At 62.7% G+C, this 18,247-nt stretch carries 19 protein-coding genes; 1 reads left to right on the forward strand and 18 read right to left on the reverse strand.

Annotated elements, in window-relative coordinates; all coding sequences use genetic code 11:
• Positions 1 to 9 precede the first annotated feature (9 nt).
• From ABIC76_RS17745 to ABIC76_RS17830, 18 genes are all read right to left on the reverse strand, one after another.
• Complete coding sequence (locus ABIC76_RS17745; protein ID WP_354534772.1) at positions 10 to 1,365, reverse strand: FliI/YscN family ATPase; 1,356 nt, start codon at positions 1,363 to 1,365, stop codon at positions 10 to 12.
• Entirely contained in the window at positions 1,362 to 2,180 is an 819-nt protein-coding gene (locus tag ABIC76_RS17750; protein WP_354534773.1) for a FliH/SctL family protein, read from the reverse strand. The genes ABIC76_RS17745 and ABIC76_RS17750 overlap by 4 nt, the downstream gene beginning before the upstream one ends.
• Entirely contained in the window at positions 2,177 to 2,884 is a 708-nt protein-coding gene (locus ABIC76_RS17755) for a hypothetical protein (RefSeq protein ID WP_354534774.1), read from the reverse strand. Before ABIC76_RS17755 ends, ABIC76_RS17750 begins: the two co-directional genes overlap by 4 nt.
• Positions 2,881 to 4,377 carry a flagellar basal-body MS-ring/collar protein FliF gene (gene fliF / locus ABIC76_RS17760; protein ID WP_354534775.1) on the reverse strand — a complete coding sequence of 499 codons (1,497 nt, stop codon included), beginning with the start codon at positions 4,375 to 4,377 and terminating at the stop codon, positions 2,881 to 2,883. The genes ABIC76_RS17755 and fliF overlap by 4 nt, the downstream gene beginning before the upstream one ends.
• A 67-nt stretch (positions 4,378 to 4,444) precedes the next feature.
• Complete coding sequence (fliE, locus tag ABIC76_RS17765; RefSeq protein ID WP_354534776.1) at positions 4,445 to 4,765, reverse strand: flagellar hook-basal body complex protein FliE; 321 nt, start codon at positions 4,763 to 4,765, stop codon at positions 4,445 to 4,447.
• Positions 4,762 to 5,235: a flagellar basal body rod protein FlgC gene (flgC, locus tag ABIC76_RS17770; protein WP_354534777.1), complete on the reverse strand. Its 474-nt coding sequence runs from the start codon at positions 5,233 to 5,235 to the stop codon at positions 4,762 to 4,764. Before flgC ends, fliE begins: the two co-directional genes overlap by 4 nt.
• A gap of 11 nt (positions 5,236 to 5,246) precedes the next feature.
• Positions 5,247 to 5,630, reverse strand: a complete 384-nt coding sequence (gene flgB / locus ABIC76_RS17775; protein ID WP_354534778.1) for a flagellar basal body rod protein FlgB — start codon at positions 5,628 to 5,630, stop codon at positions 5,247 to 5,249.
• Between the two features lie 35 nt (positions 5,631 to 5,665).
• Positions 5,666 to 6,805: a flagellar basal body P-ring protein FlgI gene (locus tag ABIC76_RS17780; protein ID WP_354534779.1), complete on the reverse strand. Its 1,140-nt coding sequence runs from the start codon at positions 6,803 to 6,805 to the stop codon at positions 5,666 to 5,668.
• Positions 6,805 to 7,395: a flagellar basal body L-ring protein FlgH gene (locus ABIC76_RS17785; protein WP_354534780.1), complete on the reverse strand. Its 591-nt coding sequence runs from the start codon at positions 7,393 to 7,395 to the stop codon at positions 6,805 to 6,807. The genes ABIC76_RS17780 and ABIC76_RS17785 overlap by 1 nt, the downstream gene beginning before the upstream one ends.
• On the reverse strand, positions 7,392 to 8,456 hold the full coding sequence (locus ABIC76_RS17790) for a flagella basal body P-ring formation protein FlgA (protein ID WP_354534781.1): 1,065 nt from the start codon (positions 8,454 to 8,456) through the stop codon (positions 7,392 to 7,394). Before ABIC76_RS17790 ends, ABIC76_RS17785 begins: the two co-directional genes overlap by 4 nt.
• A gap of 26 nt (positions 8,457 to 8,482) precedes the next feature.
• Positions 8,483 to 9,274 (reverse strand): flagellar basal-body rod protein FlgG, encoded by a 792-nt coding sequence (flgG, locus tag ABIC76_RS17795; protein WP_354534782.1) that lies wholly within the window; start codon positions 9,272 to 9,274, stop codon positions 8,483 to 8,485.
• A gap of 41 nt (positions 9,275 to 9,315) precedes the next feature.
• Entirely contained in the window at positions 9,316 to 10,077 is a 762-nt protein-coding gene (locus ABIC76_RS17800) for a flagellar hook-basal body protein (RefSeq protein WP_354534783.1), read from the reverse strand.
• A gap of 36 nt (positions 10,078 to 10,113) precedes the next feature.
• Positions 10,114 to 12,189 carry a flagellar biosynthesis protein FlhA gene (gene flhA / locus ABIC76_RS17805; protein ID WP_354534784.1) on the reverse strand — a complete coding sequence of 692 codons (2,076 nt, stop codon included), beginning with the start codon at positions 12,187 to 12,189 and terminating at the stop codon, positions 10,114 to 10,116.
• Entirely contained in the window at positions 12,186 to 13,277 is a 1,092-nt protein-coding gene (locus ABIC76_RS17810; protein WP_354534785.1) for an EscU/YscU/HrcU family type III secretion system export apparatus switch protein, read from the reverse strand. The genes flhA and ABIC76_RS17810 overlap by 4 nt, the downstream gene beginning before the upstream one ends.
• Entirely contained in the window at positions 13,277 to 14,122 is an 846-nt protein-coding gene (locus ABIC76_RS17815) for a flagellar biosynthetic protein FliR (protein ID WP_354534786.1), read from the reverse strand. The genes ABIC76_RS17810 and ABIC76_RS17815 overlap by 1 nt, the downstream gene beginning before the upstream one ends.
• Before the next feature lie 7 nt (positions 14,123 to 14,129).
• Positions 14,130 to 14,396 (reverse strand): flagellar biosynthetic protein FliQ, encoded by a 267-nt coding sequence (locus tag ABIC76_RS17820; RefSeq protein WP_354534787.1) that lies wholly within the window; start codon positions 14,394 to 14,396, stop codon positions 14,130 to 14,132.
• Positions 14,397 to 14,845: 449 nt separating this feature from the next.
• Positions 14,846 to 16,660 carry a histidine kinase gene (locus tag ABIC76_RS17825; RefSeq protein ID WP_354534788.1) on the reverse strand — a complete coding sequence of 605 codons (1,815 nt, stop codon included), beginning with the start codon at positions 16,658 to 16,660 and terminating at the stop codon, positions 14,846 to 14,848.
• The gene (locus ABIC76_RS17830) at positions 16,657 to 17,295 is read right to left on the reverse strand and encodes a response regulator transcription factor (protein ID WP_354534789.1); all 639 of its coding nucleotides are present in this window, start codon (positions 17,293 to 17,295) and stop codon (positions 16,657 to 16,659) included. Before ABIC76_RS17830 ends, ABIC76_RS17825 begins: the two co-directional genes overlap by 4 nt.
• An 800-nt stretch (positions 17,296 to 18,095) precedes the next feature.
• Here ABIC76_RS17830 and ABIC76_RS17835 point away from each other — a divergent pair.
• A complete protein-coding gene (locus ABIC76_RS17835) occupies positions 18,096 to 18,221 on the forward strand; it encodes a hypothetical protein (RefSeq protein WP_354534790.1) in 126 nt (41 codons plus the stop codon).
• Positions 18,222 to 18,247 lie beyond the last annotated feature (26 nt).

Here is an 18,247-nt window from a genome sequence, read left to right on the forward strand (position 1 = left end):
GGTGGTTCATCACGCGACCCGTTGTTGCGACGACGGCGTTGCCCGTTCGACCGTGAGCGCATCGGCCAGCAAACGCAACGCCTCCGCCCGGCTCACGCCACCTTCAGCCTGACTGAGCCATGCCTTCAGATGCGAAGAACAAGCCAAAGCGCGGTCGAGTTCTGGGTTCGTGCCGTGTTCGTAGGCGCCCAGCTCTACCATCTGGCGGTTTCTTTCGAGCATGGCCAAAACTTGGATGGCTTGGATTCCCAACTCCCGTTCTTGCTGCGTCGCCAGATCGGGCAGCAGGCGGCTGGCGCTCTTGAGAACATCAATCGCAGGGTATTGCCCCTGATGGGCGATCTGTCTTGACAGCACGATGTGCCCGTCGAGAATGGCACGCAATGCGTCGGAGATCGGCTCATTCAAGTCGTCGCCTTCCACCAGCACCGTCAGGAGCGCGGTGATCGCACCGCCGGACGATGCCGTTCCCGCCCGCTCGCACAGCTCCGGCAGCTCGGCAAAGACCGACGGCGTGTAACCGCGCGCCGTCGGCGGTTCACCCGCCGCCAGACCGATCTCGCGGCGGGCCATCGCGAAGCGCGTCATCGAGTCCATCGTGAGCACCACCTGTGCGCCCTGGTCGCGAAAAAATTCCGCGACGGTGAGCGCCGCATAGACCGCGCGCACCCGTGCCAAGGCAGGCTGGTCGGCCGTCGCAGCGATCACGACCGAACGCTTGAGCCCCTCGGGGCCGAGTTGCTTGTCGATGAATTCCCGTACTTCCCGGCCACGCTCGCCAATCAGCGCGATCACGTTGATCTCGGCATCCACGTGGCGAGCAATCATGCCGAGCAGCGTGCTCTTGCCAACGCCGCTGCCCGCAAAGATCCCCACACGCTGCCCGCGTCCCAGGGTGAGCAGCGCATCGATGCTACGAATTCCGGTCTCCAGCACCGAGTCGATCCGCGGGCGCTGCATGGGATTGATCGATGCGGCCTTGAGCGGTCGGCTCATCGTCAGCACGGGCGGTGGCAAGCCATCAAGGGGCCGACCGAATGCGTCGATCACCCGGCCGAGCAACGCATCGCCCACGCCAAACTCCGCGAGACTGCCCAGCGCGATCACCTCGCTGCCAGCAGCCAACCCTTGCACATCGCCAAACGGCATCAGAGTGACCTGGTCGCCCTCAACACCAACGGCCTCGGCCAGGACCTGCTTCGCCCCCGACTTGCCTGACGAGATCGCGCACAGCTCACCAACCCGGACATCCGGGCCCTGCGCCACAATGGCAAGCCCCGTCAGCTTTCGCACGGTACCGGTGCGCCGCGTGAGTTCCGCTTGCCGCAACGCAGTGCGCAATTGCCGAAGGTCCCGATCCGTCACGATGCGACCTCCCGTGACAAGGCGTGGCGACCGGCTATCACGTCGCGTACCGCTGCCAACTGCGTTTCAAGCCGGGCATCGAGGTTGCCCCGGGGCGAGCGCAAAACACACCCGCCAAGCTCGACGCTGTCGTCCGCCACCCATTGGACCGGCAAGCCGCCCTGGGTACTTTGCCGAGCAAGCCAAGTATTGAGTTCCGTATCGGCTTGCAGGTCTTCCAGGTCGGCCGGGTGCACGTGCACCGCGACCAGTTGGCTACCCAACTGCTGGACAGCGCGCCGAATGACCTCCCGAACGGTCTGCGGGGAGGCGACGGCATCGCCCACGATCCGGCAGATCACCTCGAAGCACAGCGCGGCCATCTCCTCTTCCGATTCGTGCAGGCGCTTACGCATCTCGCCGGGCAGCGCCGACAGCAGCTGATCCAGTTGACGCAGCGGCGCCTCCACCGCCTGCCGGGCTGCGACGTGGGCTTCGTGCAAACCATCCGCGCGGCCCTCCTTCAAGCCTTGCTGATACCCCTCCTCGCGGCCACTCTGCAACCCGGCGCGGTACCCTTCCTCACGCCCAAGCAGCTCGCCCTCGTGATGTCCAGCTTGCCAGCCCGATTCATACGTCGGCGTGTGCGCCAAAGCCCCAGGCGCAGGTCGCTCAGATCCTGAGTGTGGTACCGAGCGCAGGCCCGCAGCCAAGGAATCGCCGGGCGTCGCCGTATGCCGGCGTCTCGTGAGCAAGCGCGGGACTTCCTGCACGGAAATATCGCGCAGGACCGCGACGGCAGCCCCCATCATTGATTCTGCTTTGGGTGTGCTCATCGCCGGAACCCCAATCTACTCAACCACGCAGGCCAAGATGAGCGTCGGTGTGCCGATGCGCGATCGCGCTGGCCGCTTGCCTCACCCAGACTGGGCTGCTGTCCATTGTTCTGCGCAAGTGCGGCTCGCCCGTGCTGCGTCCGTGCGTCCAGGCACTTGTGTACCTGTCTGCACAAGCTCGCCCGCAATGCCGACGCCGCGCGGATGCGAGCGCTGTCGCGCTGCTGGTCGCGCATGGCGGACTCCACCCGTCCGCGTGCGGGTGCCCCCAACTGCGCCAAGACCTGCTCCCGCCACGACCAGTCAGCGGCCAGCAGAAAAGTTGCAATGACCCAGGGTGACTCCGAGCGAAGCACGTCTGCCAGGATGACCGGTGTGGCTTGACGCAGATCAGCGATGACGTCCGCATCGGATGTGCCGGGCAGCGCCGGCCTGTGCACTTGCGTCGCGTCATGGTGGGTGCCGGTATCGGAAGCTTTCAGACACGACACGCCGCCCAGTGCGCCGTCGACCAAAGCGCAATCCGCCGGAATGCCCATCTGACCCAACTCGGCGAGCATGCCGCGCAAGGCGCTGCTGTCTTCCGGGCGCAGCTGCTGCAATAGCCAGTCGCGGTCCGACTCGCAAAGCGCGTGCAGCAGCAACGCCGCGCTCCTCGCCGGTGAGGCCGCTTGTTCACCGATCGCCTCTTCACGCGCAATCATGGCGCACCACCTCTGCCGCTTCGCGCGGCATCCCCCCGCATCCAGGCTTCGACCTGCGCCAGCGCCGCCTCACGCTGCGCCGTTGACAATGGCCTTGGATTGCCGGATGGCGCGTTCCTTGGGACTGGCCGGCGGACGACCCGCGCGATCAGCGTCCCCACCAGCGCGCCGGCAAGGATCAGTACCAGCGCCACACCCGCCAGCGCCCGGTCAGTGAGCCGGCTGCCCAACAGCGTGAGCGCTCCCCTTGCATCCATATCGGCAGGCACGTTCGGAGCCGTCCCCGTGTCAGCCGGCGTCGCCGCAGTTGACGGGGAAGCACCCGACACCAAGGCGTCCAGCGGTTGCACCACCACCGTATCGCCGCGCTCGAAGGACGCGCCCACCGCAGCGGCAACCAAGCGCCGCAGCCGTTCCTGCTGATTGGTATCGAGCGGCTGGCGCACCATGGCCACCACCTGAATGCGGCGCACCGAGCCCGGCTGGCTCACGACCTGCTCGACACGGCGGCCGACCGCATAATCGGTTTCGCGCTGCGAGCTGCCACCGCGCCCGCTTCCCGCCGCATCGGCGACACGCGCGTCCAGCGGCGCGCCGGTTTCGCGCACGTTCTCGCGCTCGCGCGTCACCACGCCGCTCAGTGCTTGGCCAGCCCGGCCAGGGGCCGGCACCACATCCTCGGTCGTGGTCTGAATGCGGTCCATGTCGAGCGTCACGTCCACGCTGGCGATGGCCTGCCCCGGCCCGAAGCTGCGCTCCAATACATCCCCCACCTTGCGCAGCAGGTAGGCCTCCGTTTCCTTCTTGAGGTCCAGCCGGCCGGCGCCGCCGGCGTCCGCTCCGTCTTCCGCGCCCGCGGCGCGCGTCAGCGCCACGCCGTGCTGGTCGACGATCGTGACGTCCTGGGTCGCGATTCCTGGAACGGCCGCAGAAACAAGACGCTGGATCCCGGTGATCTGCTCCGGCCGCAACACCTGGCCCTGCTTCATCGTCAGCGTGATCGCCGCCTTGGGCCGACTGCTGGCCTGCTTGAAGAGCCCCTGCTCGGGAAGCGCCAGGTTCACGCGCACATCCCGAATCTCGGCGATCGACAGGATCGTGCGTGTCAACTCGCCTTGCAGCGCGCGCTGATAGTTGATCTTCTGGGCAAACTCGGTCATGCCGAAATCGCTGTTGTTGAACAGCTCCAGCCCCACGGCGCCGTGCAGCGGCAAGTCCTTACCCATCAGCTTGATGCGCGTCGCGTACACCTGGTTGCGATCCACCAGGATCGCGGTGCCCTGGTCGCCCAACTGGTAGGGAATCTTGAGCCGGTCCAACTCAGCGACCATGGCGGCCGAGTCCTGGGGCCCCAGATCGGCAAACAGCACCTGATAGTCGGTGCGCAGCGCCCAATAGGCGACCAGGGCCATCGCGACCACGATGCAGACCACGCCTGCCATCAGGCCGGCCCTTGCCAACGCACTGAGGCTTTTCCACAAATCCCGGATCACCAAATGCCTCCCAGGAAGCTGGCAGCCAGCCCCTCAACGTTCCATTGCCGCACGCGTTCTTTCATCCCTACACCTGCATCTTCATGACGTCTTGATACGCTTCCAGCAGGCGATTGCGCACCTGCATCAGCAACTGAAACGAGAGCTGGCTTTCTTCGAGCCGGATCATGACCTGATGCAGGTTCTGCACGTTCCCCGCCGCCAGTTGCTGCAGATCCGCTTGCGAAACCAACAGTTGCCGATTCACGTCCCCGAGGCCTTGGCTCACCATGTCCGCAAAATGCGCCCCGCTGGCGGCGAACGCACTCGTGCCCACACCGGACAGTGCTTGGGATGCGACCTCACTTTGGCCGGCTTGCGCCACGGCTTGAATGGCTTCCCAGGTCATGACGCGCCACCGATATCCAGCGCCTTGAGCGAGAGCGTGCGTGCCGTGTTCATCGCCGCGACGTTGGCTTCGTACGCGCGCAATGCGCCCATCAAGGTCACCATTTCGGTGGCTGTGTCGACGCCCTGATAGGCAACAAAGCCCTTGTCGTTCGCAAGCGGGTGGCCGGGCTCATAGACCATGCGCGGTTGCACGCCGGTCGGCTCGGTCCGAATCTGCGGAAGACTGATGGAGGTGGACTCGAACGCGTCCAGCCCCTGGTCAACCTGATCCGCGAAGCTCACGAACCCGGCATCCTGGTTCAACCCCACCGGTACGGCCTGCGCCACCACCCGCAGCGGCTGAAAGTTAGCGCCATCCGCGCCCAGAATCGTATTGGCGTTCGCGAGATTCAGCGCCGCGACATCCACGCGGGTCCGCTCGATCGCCATGCCTGCCGCACTGATTGCAAACGCGCGTGCGTAATCCATGTCTCCCCTCCTTATCTCTTGCCGTCGCTCACCGCGCTCGACAAGATCGCGTAGTGTTTCGACAAGCCCTTGACCAGCGCCTGGTACTGCACGGCGCTCTGCGCGAGGTTCGCGACCTCGACATCGAGCATCACCTTCGCAGGCAATCCGGCGGCATCGAGCACCGGTACGATCCTCGGCTGCATGGCTTCGAGCGACGTCGAATCAAGTTGAGCGTGGCTTCCCAATGCGCTGCGCGCCTCTGCCATTTGCGCCTCGAAACTGACCCGCATCGGCGCGTAGCCCGCCGTCTCGACATTCGCGATGTTGGCCGCGGTGACTTGCTGGCGCAGGCTGGCCGCATCAAGCGCCAAGCCCATCAGCGTGGTGGTGATTGCTTCGATTCCTTCCGTCATGCCTGGACTCCCCAACTTCCTCGTATGTGCCGCCGCTACTGGACGACCAGCTCCGCATGCAGCGCGCCCGCCGCCTTGATGGCACGCAGAATGGAAATGATGTCGCGCGTGTTCGTGTGCAGCTTGGCCAGCGTCTGGACCAGATCGGCCACGGTGTTGGCGCCCGGCGGCACGAAGCCGGGCCCGTTTTGCTCGGACGCCTCCATCCGTGTGTTGCTCACGATGGCCGTGCGCACCCCAGGCCCCGGAAAAATCACATCACCCGGCTGCGACGCGGTGTTCTGCGTCGCAATGGAAATCTTCAGATCGCCGTGCGAGACCGCAACTTTGGAGATCTTCACGTCCCCACCCGACACCACGGTGCCGGTGCGCTCATTGATTACCACCTTGGCTCTACGGTCCGGCTCCACCGTGACGTTCTCGAGCCTGGCAACAAAGCTGACCAGCTGATCCCGCTGCCCATCCGGCACGCGGACCTCAATCCCGGACGCGTCCCGCGCCTTCGCGGTTGCGCCACCCAGTTGGCTGTTGATCGCCGAGGCGATCCGGTTGGCGGTCGTATAGTCGGGGTCGGCCAGCACGAAGGTGACGCTCTGGTTCGCGTCCAGCACCTCGGCGTTGACCCCCACCTCCACGGTGGCGCCGTTCGGCAGCGACCCGACGGTCGGATGATTCTTCTGCAGCACGTTACCGTTCGCGTCGTACCGGTAGCCACCCACCGATAGCGCACCCTGCGCGAGCGCGTAGACCCGCCCGTTTGGACCCTTGAGCGGCGTCAGCAAGAGCGTGCCGCCCACCAGGCTGCGAGCGTCGCCCGCCGAGGACACGGTCACGTCCAACGTGTCGCCTTCGCGCGCAAACGGCGGCAACGAGGCCGACACCATCACGACGGCGACGTTGCGGCTCTGCACCTGCTCGGGCGGCACGGTCAGATTGAATTGCGAGTACACGTTGGACAGTGCCTGGCGTGTGGTCCGATTGGTCGGCGCATCCCCCGTGCCGGCCAGGCCCGTCACGATCCCATAGCCCACCAGCACGTTGTCTCGCCAGCCCTGGACCTTGCCCAGATCCTTGATGCGCGTGCTGTCGGCACGCGCGCCACCCGCCCATGCGGCCAACGTGCAAAGCAGCCAGGCACAGACGGCAACGTGGAAAATCCGGTGACCGAAACGCATTAAAACCCCAAGAAATCGAGCACCTTGCGCCACCACGCACGCCGCTGGCGATCGGACAGATCCCCGTCGCCGACATAGTTGATGCGGGCCTCCGCCAGCCGCGTCGACAGCACGACATTGCCGTCCGAAATATCCTGCGGACGCACGCGGCCTTCGAGGGCGACCTTGTGCTGCTCCTCGTTGACCGTCAGCAGCTGCTCGCCACTGATACGAAGATCCCCATTGGGAAGAACTTCCTGTACGGCCACCGTGATGGTCGCCAGCAGCTTGTTAGCGCGCTGCGTGGTGCCGCCGCCCTCGAAATCCCCAGCCACGCCCGCCGTCCCACCGATCTGGCGTAAGGCCGGCAGCGTGCTGATGCCGAGATTCAGGTTGTTCTTGCGCTGACTGGTCGTATCCGTGCTCGTCGTCGCGCTGGAGTTCTCGTAGACCTGGACGGTGATCACATCCCCCACCCGGAACGCCTTGTTGTCCGACGTCAACTGCCGGTACGTCCCTTCCTTGTACAGGCTCTCCGCACGAGCTAACTGAGGGCTCATCGCCAGCCAAAGCAGGCCAACGACAAGCCAAACCGTGGAGCGATAGCTCATTGCTTGATCTCCACCATGTGTTCCCCAACAACGCGGGCCAGCATCGGTGCCGTGGCATTGGACAGCTTCACGTGGACCAGTTGCCCCGTGCGGCCGTCCTCCAGCACCTCGACACGGCCCTCCAGATTCACCGCCCCCTCTGTCGCGTGCAACGTCGCCCAATCGCCGCGCGAGACGGCCGGACGCAATTCCACGTTGTCGCGCGTCACGATCTCCCCAGCAGCAACGGCATGGCGCAGCCTGAGGTGGTCCGCCGAGGCCGACTTCCAATCCGTCAGCACGGTTTTGGACGGCACCGTGGTCAGATCGACTTCCCGGGGCTGCATCGCCACCTGGTCCAGCGGACTGCCAGACGCTGCGCCCAAATCAGCGACATAGCCGCGCTCATAGGCACTCACCTCAAAGCTCACGGGTACGGTCCGGATGAAACGATCGTCCACCCAAACATCCACCCAAACCGACATGCGCTTGGCCAGCAACGCTGCATTGGGAATCGGCCGCACCTGCAGCTTGACCTTGCCGGCAGGCACGATGAGGTTGCCCGGCGTGCGGCTCAATTCGATACTTGAGCGCGTGCTTCGGGTGGCGAGCCAGTTCCGCAAGCTCGCCGCGGCGGCCGAGGCCAGTGCCTCGCCGCCCAGTTCGCGCGTCGACAGCGTGATATCCACCCCTTCGGCTCCGCTCCAGGCGATACGTCGCGGATCGATTCCCGCACGCGCGCGAATCCAACTGGCGAGGGCTGCCCGGTTCAGGTGTGCGGACTCCCCCGATTTCGGCAACCTGCCCAGCGGTAGGCGCATCAACTTGCGCAACGTCGACAGACTGGGCGAGGCCAGGGACGCGACCTCGCCCAGTGAGACATCGCTGTGCTTCGCCTCGACCACAGAGGGCAGTGCAATGCGAGCGATCATCGTGCCGCCCCATGCGGGTTCGGCGCCCGACGCATCCGGCGCATTGGGCAACAGGCGCGCGTGGGCGCTGGCGCTCGACAGGGCAAACAACACCCCCGCCACAGTTGCGCCAAACGCCGCCAACAAGCGCGTCGATCGGCATCGTTGCATGCAGTGGGCCAGCATCTGCGACACGACTACTTGCGAAGATTGTTGACCATGCCAAGGATCTCGTCCGACGCTTGCACCACCTTGACGTTGGCCTCGTAGGCGCGCTGTGCCACCATCAGCCCCACCATCTCGTCGGTCATCTTGACGTTGGAGCCTTCGAGGTAGCCCTGCGCGAAGGTGCCCAGGTTGTCCTGGCCCGCTTTGCCGACCACGGGCTCGCCAGACGCGTCCGTAGAGCGATACAGGTTGTCGCCTTGCGCCAGCAGCAGCCCAGGGCTCGCAAAGTGCACCAGTTCGAGCTGCCCGGCCTGAACCGGTGCGGCTTGATTCGGCACCGCCATGCTGACGTGGCCGTCCGCGGTGATTGTCAGATTCTTCGCGTTACTGGGCACCGAAATCCCGGGCTTGACGACGTAACCCGCTTGCGTCACCAGCATGCCGTTCGCGTTCACCTTGAAGGTGCCCCCGCGCGTAAACGCGCGGCTGCCATCGGGCAGGGCGATTTCCAGGAACCCATCGCCCTGGATCGCGACGTCGAATGGCGAGCCGGTTTGCTGCAGATCGCCGGCATCAAAGAGTTTGGTGACGTTCGACACGCCAACGCCGGCACCCAGCCTTGGCAGCACGGACAACGGGCCCGATGGGGCGTCACTCATGGGCTGGAGCCGGGCAGCCTCCTGAGCAACAAGATCGGTGAAACTCACGCGGCTTTTCTTGAACCCCGTGGTGTTCATGTTGGCCAGGTTGTTCGCGATCGTATCGACGTTCAGTTGCTGCGCCTGCATGCCGGTGGCGCCGATATAAAGTGCATCAAACATGGTGAATCCCGCTCCGAAACCCTTGTGATAAAACCGACCGCTCAAGACAGGTCGCCCAGCTTCCTGATGGCCGTTCCCAGCACCTCGTCATACCCCTGCGTCACCTTCTGTATGGACTCAAAATGGCGCATGGTCTGGATCAGCTGCATCATTTCTTGCATCGAATTCACGTTCCCGTTCTCCAACGCTCCCTGGCGAATCTGAACGTTGGCATCCTCGACGAGGTTCATGCCGGCGCCGGCGGCCACCATGCCTTCGCCCAGGCGCTGCAGCGTTTTGGGCGAATCGAACTTGACGACCTTGAGCTGCGCGATCGGTGTGCCTGGATCGACCGCGGATGGGCCCGTCGTCGCGTTGGGTTCGGTGATATTCCCCACCGCGTCGATCACCGGTGTCTGCGTCGTCAGAAAAATCTCGCCGTTCTTGCCCATCACGGGATACCCCTGCGTCGTCACCAGGCGACCCAGCGTGTCGGTGCGGAAATTCCCCTGCCGCGTGTAGGCCGGTCCATTGGGCGTGGTCACCTCAAAGAATCCGTCGCCCGCCAGCGCCACATCCAGGGTCTGGCCGGTCAGCTTGACCGTCCCAGGACGCATGTCGCTCAACATCTGGACGTCGCTGTTGGCGGCGCTCTCGCCCATCTGCACCGCCGATGCTTCGACGATCTGCGAGAAGGACTGCGGGGCGGCCACACCTCGCTTGTAGCCCGGCGTGGACAGGTTGGCCAGATTCATGGCCACGCCATCCAGACGGGCCATGTCCTGGTGCATGCTGGCCAAGGTGATTGCGAGGACGTCTTGCATGGTTTGCTTGCGGTAAAAGACGAGGCAGTCAGCGCGTCAAAGCGTGACGACACCCCAGGATTTCAGTTCGATGTTTTGGGGAATCTCCGCCATCGACAACACCCGCAGATGGGGTACCACGCGTTCCGAGATCGCGCGGATATGGCGCCGCAACTCCGGCGAGCACAGCAGCACCGGCAGCAGATTGCTCTTCATCATCTTTTCGGCCTGCTGCACCAAGCGAGCGATGAACTGCTCGGCCAGCTTCGGCTCGACCACGAAGAGGCCGGATGCAGCGCCACCGGGATCGGCACCCTTGGCGGCCTGCACGCTTTGCAGAAACTGCCCCTCCATCGCGGGATCCAATGTCAGTACCTGCAGGGCATTAGCCTCGCCCAGCAGACCTTGGCAAATCGCGTGGCCCAGGCGCCGACGAACCGCTTCCGTGAGTAGGTTTGCGTCCTTGGTGCCGCGGCCGGCGTCGGCCAACGCCTCAACAATGGCGTCGATATTGCGGATCGACACCTTCTCCCTGAGCAGGTTCTGCAACACCTTCTGGATGTCGGTCAGCGACAGGACGGTTGGCACGATTTCTTCGACCAGTCCCGGTTGGGACTGGCGCACGCGTGTAAGAAGCTTTTCCGTCTCCGAACGGGTCAGCAGTGCCGAAGATTCCCGGCGCAGCACTTCGCTCAAGTGCGTCATGAAGACCGTTGGTGCGTCCACCAACGTATATTTAGCGGCGGCCGCGGCCTGACGCTGGTGCTCTTCGATCCACAGCGCCGGAAGACCATAGGTCGGGTCTCGCGTCACTTCACCAGGGATCGCGCGGGTATCGCCCGTGGGGTGAATCGCCAGCACGCGGTCCTGCCGCGCCTCGCCCTTGGCGTAGACCACGCCATCGAGGGCGATCTCGTATTGATCCGCCGCGAGGCGGCTGGAATCCTTGAAGCGCACGCGCGGCAACACCACGCCAAGATCCTGGGCGTGTTGCTTTCGGAACGCCGCAATGCGCTCCATGAACACACTGCCGGATCGATTGACGACGGGCACCCAGTTCGCGCCGATGCCGATCTCGATCGGGTCGACCGCGAGCAGCGCGTACGGGTCCGTGTCGGCGTCGGCCGGCTTCTCCTCGGTCATGCCCGCGACCGCTTCGCTGGCGGCCTCAGGCGGACGCGCGGAGCGGTACAGCACAAGCGCCACACCCAGAAATACAGTCAGCAACGCGAGCGTGGGTACCACCGGAATGCCGGGCAACAACATCAACCCAGCCAGCGCTGCGGCGACGAGCAGCAGGGTCTTGGGAAAAGACGTGATCTGGCGCAGCACCTCCTGGCTCAAGTTCTCGTCCGAAGCCGAGCGGGTCACGATGATGCCGGTACCGACCGCGATCACGAGCGCCGGCAGCTGCGTCACGATGCCATCGCCAATGGTGAGCAGCGTATAGGTTTGCAGGGCCTGCGCCCACGGCAGACCGTGCTGCATCACGCCGATGACGAGACCGCCCACGACATCGATCAGCAAGATGACGATGCCGGCGATGGCATCGCCCTTGACGAACTTGCTGGCGCCGTCCATCGCCCCATAGAAGGCCGCCTCCTTCTCCAGGTTCTTGCGCCTGCGCTGCGCCTCGGCCTGATCGATGAATCCCATGTTCAGATCCGCGTCGATGCTCATCTGCTGGCCGGGCATGCTATCGAGCGTGAAGCGCGCTGCCACCTCGGACACGCGCTGCGCACCGCTGGTGACCACCACATACTGCACGACAATCAGGATCAGGAAGACGATCAGCCCGATCACGTAGTTGCCGCCGACCACATAGGAGCCAATCGCCGCAATCACCCTCCCCGCGTTGCCATCAGAGAGAATGAGCCGGGTCGCCGCGACGTTCAGTGACAGACGGAACAAGGTTGCAATCAGCAGCAGCGATGGAAAGGTCGAGAATTCCACCGGCCGCGCCATATAAAACGTCAGCAGCAAAATCAGGAACGCAAAACTGACGTTCGTCAGGATCAGGAAGTCCAGCACCCCCGACGGAATGGGCGCGAACAGCACGACCAGAACGCCGAGGATCAGCACCACCATGGCCATGTCGCTGTTGGCCCCGAAGAAGCGCTTGAGCAACGTCATGACACCTGCCCCATCAGCGTCCGCTCGCGCGCTTCGCGCATGGCCAGCACCCACACGATGATGCGGGCCACGTCCGCGTACAGCGCAGGCGGCACGCACTGGTCGACGTCCAGTGTGTCGAACAGCGCGCGCGCCAGTGCCCGGTTCTGCACCACGGGAACATGGTGCTTCGCTGCGATCTTGCGCATCACCGCCGCCAGCGCGCCTGCGCCTTTCGCAATCAGCAGCGGAGATTCCATCTCGCCATGCGCATAGCGAAGCGCCACGGCCACATGCGTGGGGTTGGTGATCAGCACGTCTGCCTGAGGAGTCTTAGCAACTGACCGGGCGCGCTTGAGCATTTCCAGCCGCAATTTGCGCAGCCGAGCGCGAACTCTCGGATCGCCCTCGCGATGCTTGAACTCGTCCTTGAGTTCCTTGTGGCTCATCCGCATCTTCTTGCTGAACTCGCGCTGCGTGTAGATGAAGTCCAGGCACGCGATGAACATCAGCATCGCCGCCATCTTCATGCCGAGCGACGCCATGTCGTCCAACAGCGTCTGCGCGAACCGGACCGCCGGGAGGCTTGCGAGGTGATAAAACTGCGGGGCCAGACTCTTGAGCGAGAAGTACGCCACCAGGCCGAGCAGGAAGAGCTTGAGCAACGCGCGTACACCGTCGAACAGCGTGCGCAGCGAGAACATCCGCTTGAACCCTTGAATCGGGTTAGCGCGCTCCCACGCGGGCTTGACGGGCTCAAACGAAAGAATGGGACCGGTCTGCAGCAGATTGGCGGCGACCGCCGAGAGCATCAGGGTCGCCAGAAACGGCCCGCCCAGCTCGACCGCGGCCCAAAGCAACTGATCGACCAGATGCAGCATGGCGGGCTGCGTCGCCTCGACGCTACCGGCCTGTGCAAGAATCAGACGGTCCAACTGAAATAGGCGACGCCACGTCTGCCAGCCCTGCGATGTCAGAAACACCATGGCGACCGTGAAGGTCACCGCAGAGATCAAATCCCGGCTCTTGGCGACTTGGCCGCGTTCCCTCGCCTTCTGCAGCTTGTAGGGCGTGGCCGGCTGGTTCTTATGCAGATCTGAATCAGCCATCAGCGCGCCCCGCCAAGCGATTCGAGGGCGTGGCGACTCGCTCCTTCTTCCACTGCCGCCGGCGCAAAGATTGCGCCCCAGACACGGTAGATCTCATCGTAGGCGCGCGACATCACGCTGCCGACCCCAGCAAACCACATCGACCCGGCAATCACCCCAACCGCGATCTTGACGGGAATGCCCATCGTCAGCATGTTCATCTGCGGCAGATTCCTGGCCACCACGCCTAAAGCCATTTCCGCCAGGAGCAGGCAGAACACGACCGGTGCAGCCAGCGCAAAACTCAAGCCCAGCAGACCCGCCGCCTGTTTGGTGATCGGTGCAATGGCCGCGGCGAAAGGCCAGGGCCGCCCCAGCGGGAAGCGCTCCAGGCTGTAAGCCAAACCGCGCAGCAGCGCGTGGTGCCCATTCACAAGAAAGAACACCACCACGGCGGCCTGGTTGTATGCGGTGGCAAAGAGCGGCATCCGCGCGTTGGTCGCCGGGTCCAGCACCTGCGCGATGCCAAAGCCAATCTGCAGATCGAGCAGTTGCCCGGCAGTGGTAAATACGGCAAAGGCGAGGAGAATCCCAAGCGCGAGCGTCATCCCCAGTGCCAACTCGGTCAGCGCCGCCTGCAACAGCGTACCGACGTGTGCCGTCATATCGAAGGGAACATCGGCGCCAGGCAAACTCAGCGAAAGCACCATGGCCAGCGCCAGTACCACCAAGACCCGCACGAGCGTCGGCACGCCCGCTGCGGGCAGGATCGGTGTCGCGAGAAGCGTGGCGCCTAGCCGCAAAGACAGTAAAAACACTGTCCCAATGCGGTTCGCGTCAAATGCTGAAATGGTGGAAACAGCCACGATTTGCTCAGATCATGGAAGGGATGTCGGACCACAGGTGCACGGAAAACTGAACGAATTTCCGCAGCATCCAAGGCCCAAAAACCATGAGGCTAATCACGGCGGTGAAGAGCTTCGGCACAAACGTCAGCGAGTTCTCCTGCACCTGGGTCACCACCTGCAACAAACTGATGACAAAACCCACCAGCATTGTCAGGCCGAGCACGGGTGCGCAGACGACGATGCCCGTCCAGAACAGGTCACTCAGCATTCGTAACGCCGTATCCGCGTGCATGGTCCGGGGATCCTTAAGATAATTGAAGGCACTTCAGTGACAGGTTGCGGCGATCAGGCCGGCACGCATTCAGAAAAGCGCCGCCACCGGGCCAACCTGTCCAAACGATATCCAGATTCAAGGAAATCAATTATCAAAACTTGTATCAAAAAATACGATAATTTCCATTAAATCAGATATCAATAAAATTGAATTTATGGAAAATGTTACCGAGACGAGCAACACCCCATCCAACACGCTCGGCATCCAAGAATATTTCAGCGATAGCGTCGCCTGGATCGCTCTGGGCAAAGGTCTCGTCTCTGGCCCTGGCCCGACGCGGGGCTGCGTTGAGCCCAGACCGCCTGCCAGGCGCGAAAAGTTCCTTGCCGACCCGGATCACAGCGCGATGCCCAGGATCGCGGTGACAAGACTTCGTCATTCGGCTCATCTGTGGACATCTGTGGGGGTCAGCACGGCAGCACAACCTCCAAGCGACATCCCCGACTAGCTGCCGCCTGAATACGCAGTTGCCCGTCAACGCTCTCTACGCGCTCGCGCATGCTGGCCAACCCATAGCCTTCGGCACCAGCGACCGGATCGAAGCCGTTGCCGTCATCCATCACCACAATCCTGACCCGGTTCGCGCTTTCCGCCTGCAGTGACACCACAACACAGCTCGCCCCGGCATGCTTCGCTGTGTTCATCAGTGCTTCTTGCACGACGCGGTAAGCCACCATCGAGACCTGATCACTGGCGAAGCGGACACACTCGTCCCCCTGCAAAATAAACTCGCATGACGGGTGCAGGCTGTTCATCGTCTGCACGGCCTGCGCGATCGCGCCTTGCACACCAAGAGCGTCGATACTTTCTGGCCGCAGGTTGCGCACAAGCTGCCGGCCCCATTCATACGTCTTCTGTGTCACGGCCAGAATAGCCGCGACGTGCTTCTTGATGTCATCGATCTTGGCTCCGTCGGCCTCATCACAAGCAAACTGGATATGCTGGGCGTGGAGTTTGATCTGTACGACCTCTGCATTCAGGGTGTCGTGGATATCGCCGGCGATCCGCTTCCGCTCGATCTCGACAGCTTCGTCGATCCTGCCGATCATCTTGCGTTTCTTCGCGACCGCCTCTTCTGCAGTGGCACGCGCGTTGTTGAGCTGCGCGGTCAATCGCGCAAGCTTGCTCGCCATCACCACGCACATCGCCAACGCCAGCATCCCAAGACTCGCGATCACGAAACTGAGGATCTGCCGGCGCAGAGCCTCGCCATTGGGGACCGCCACCAGGGCGTAGATGCTCGAATCGCCCAGGCGCTCAAAGGCGACCAGCTTGCCAGGCCGGTTTGCCGCGCCGGGTAGCTCGATGACGCCCTGGCGAGTACCGCGCCCCATCTGTTCAGCAAGCAGAGGCGACAGCGCCTCTTCCTTGTCGCTCAAAGCCTCGGGAAACTTAATCAGATGCCGGTAGCTGTCGCGAAGAGCGGCCTCGAACCCGTCATCAAGCTTCAGCGACTGGTAGAAGCGGTAGAAAACATCCTTGGCGCCAAGGTTGAGTTGTACAGCACCGCAAAATTCTCCTGCCGGGCCTGACACACGCCGCGCGACGTGAATACCAGTCTTGCCACTCGCCAGTCCGTCTTCGACATTGCTGATGAAGAAGTCCCGGCCATTCTTGAGCGCGACGAAATACCCGCGCCTGGACAGGTCAGTGTTGTCGGGACCCACGATGCCAGCACGGCGAATGCCGTCCTGGCCGATGATCGTAAACGATGCGACACCAGGCAGTCGCTGACGATAGCGCTGCAGCAATGCCGACATTTCCCTGTGGCGGTTCGGGCTCAGGGGTCCTGTTAGGTCGGCGCACATCAGTGCGTCGGCCACCCCCTGCAGCAACGTATCCGCGAGAACAAAACTGTCCTGGTCATGCGCTGCGATGAGATGCACATAGGAGACAACCTGCTCCTCCAAGTGCTCGCGCGCGGAACGGTAGGTGTCAAAGCACAAATACGCGAGTGTGCACAGACCTGCCATCGCCAGTGTCACAACGGCTGTGAGGAGATGCGGCCGATCAAGTGTGCCGCAAGCGCTGGCGCGCTTTTCCGGCTTTCCGGTGGCGTGCTTGGTTGTTGGCCAGTCGATGTTGGCCGGGTCCCAACCCATATCGATTGCGGCCATGCCAAGCCAGTCGACCGGCTCTCGGAAACGGAAGATTCCGTGGTCCACCCAATATGACACCGTGCCGAGCCAGCCCGTCGGCCATTTTGCGCGCACTTCGGTCATGGCTTGATGTACCGGTGCTTGACCGCCAGCAGCGTGTACTCCGCCGGCCTACTGATTTTCAGCTTGTCCTTGATACTCTGGACGCTGGCGCTCACCGTTTTCGTCGTTGTGCCGATGGCCTCGGCAACTTCGGCTGCGCTCTTGCCATGTGCAAGCAGCACAAAGATGCTGAATTCCCGCTCGCTCAGCAGTTCCTTCGGCGTTGGCGTGCCGTGGATGGCCAGGGAGAGCAGCCGTGACGTGATCTGCGGCGGGTAAAAGGTCTGCGCTAGCGCCGCGTTTTGGAGCGCTTGGACAAACTCGGTGATACCCGTTTCTTTGGAGAGGAAAGCGAAGGCGCCGATCTGATACGCCTCCTTCATGACCAGTTCTTCGTCGAACTGGCTGTAGAAGACGATCCTGGCTTCGGGATCTGCTGCCAAAAGCTCTCGTGCGACAGCAAAGCCCAGCAGTTCATCTCCGAACCGGCAATCGAGAACGATCACCGCGGGACGGTGCTGCTTATAGCAGGGTACGACTTGCCAAGGATCGGTGATCTTGCCCAAGACGCGAATGCCGTGCTTGGCCAGCAAGGATTCCACCCCTTCCATTAGCAGCGGGTGATCGTCGGCGAGGATAACGGTGATCGGCTCCATGGGGCCGCATATTAAGCATCCGTAAACCCAAGCGTCCAGACATCCCGGATGTTTAAAATTTGGAAGGTTATCCAGGAGGAAGTTTTACTTCCACCGAGATCACCTTTTCGCTTCCATCGGAAGGAAATTTTATTTCCATTGAAAGGAAGCATTTCTCACCCCGCATCCGCAAGGCCAACAATGGCGCGGTGTTTGCCAACATCGTCATTTCACCTACCACGTCAGCGAAAATTCATTGTCAAAAATTGTGGGGTTGTGCAAACACAACGGGCCATCGCATTCTGCGCGCAGACCTTCGACGAACCGTCCAGTTGGAAACGTTTATAAAACGTTGCGTGGTCGCACCGCTTCGACCGGCCGCCTCCGGTCGAATCCTTCAAGTAAGAGAGGGAGGTGTTGCTGCGGTCAGCGAACTACATCACCGTTCTGGCAATGTCCGCTGCTACATGTCGACGACAGGGACTATTTGCTCCGCTCCTCCAGCATGGGCGGGTAGGCCATGCCGCATGTCGATAACCAAAAATAAATGAGCACCTTTATTTAATATCGCAATTATCAAAATTTGTAGCTCACTAACCGTGTGGCTTGCGCCGCTACGCTCCTATGCTTAAATTTTCACCAGAAATTTTGCTTGAAACTTGCTACCAAGGCCGGATAGGAGTTCGGCCTGTTCAGCGTCAACGGTGTCGCGGGTCCAGGTGACGAACGACGTCAGTGAATTTGAAATGCCTCCAGACGATCTCGATCATGTTCATGTTTAGTTCGCGGCTGTGTGGCAGCAGAAAGAAAAGGAGTGCTTTATGTTCCCTGAACCAGCGATCCAGCGTGTCCTGGCCGATGCTGTGGTGAATGGCGGCGCTGTCGAACACGAGGACGGGGGGCTGGCCATCGCCTCGCCGTGGGAGCTTCGCGGTGGTCGGCTTTGAGGCTAAGCGCCGTGCTGCTCCAGTGA

The sequence above is a fragment of the Ralstonia sp. 1138 genome (genome assembly GCF_040544795.1).
GTDB lineage: Bacteria > Pseudomonadota > Gammaproteobacteria > Burkholderiales > Burkholderiaceae > Ralstonia > Ralstonia flatus.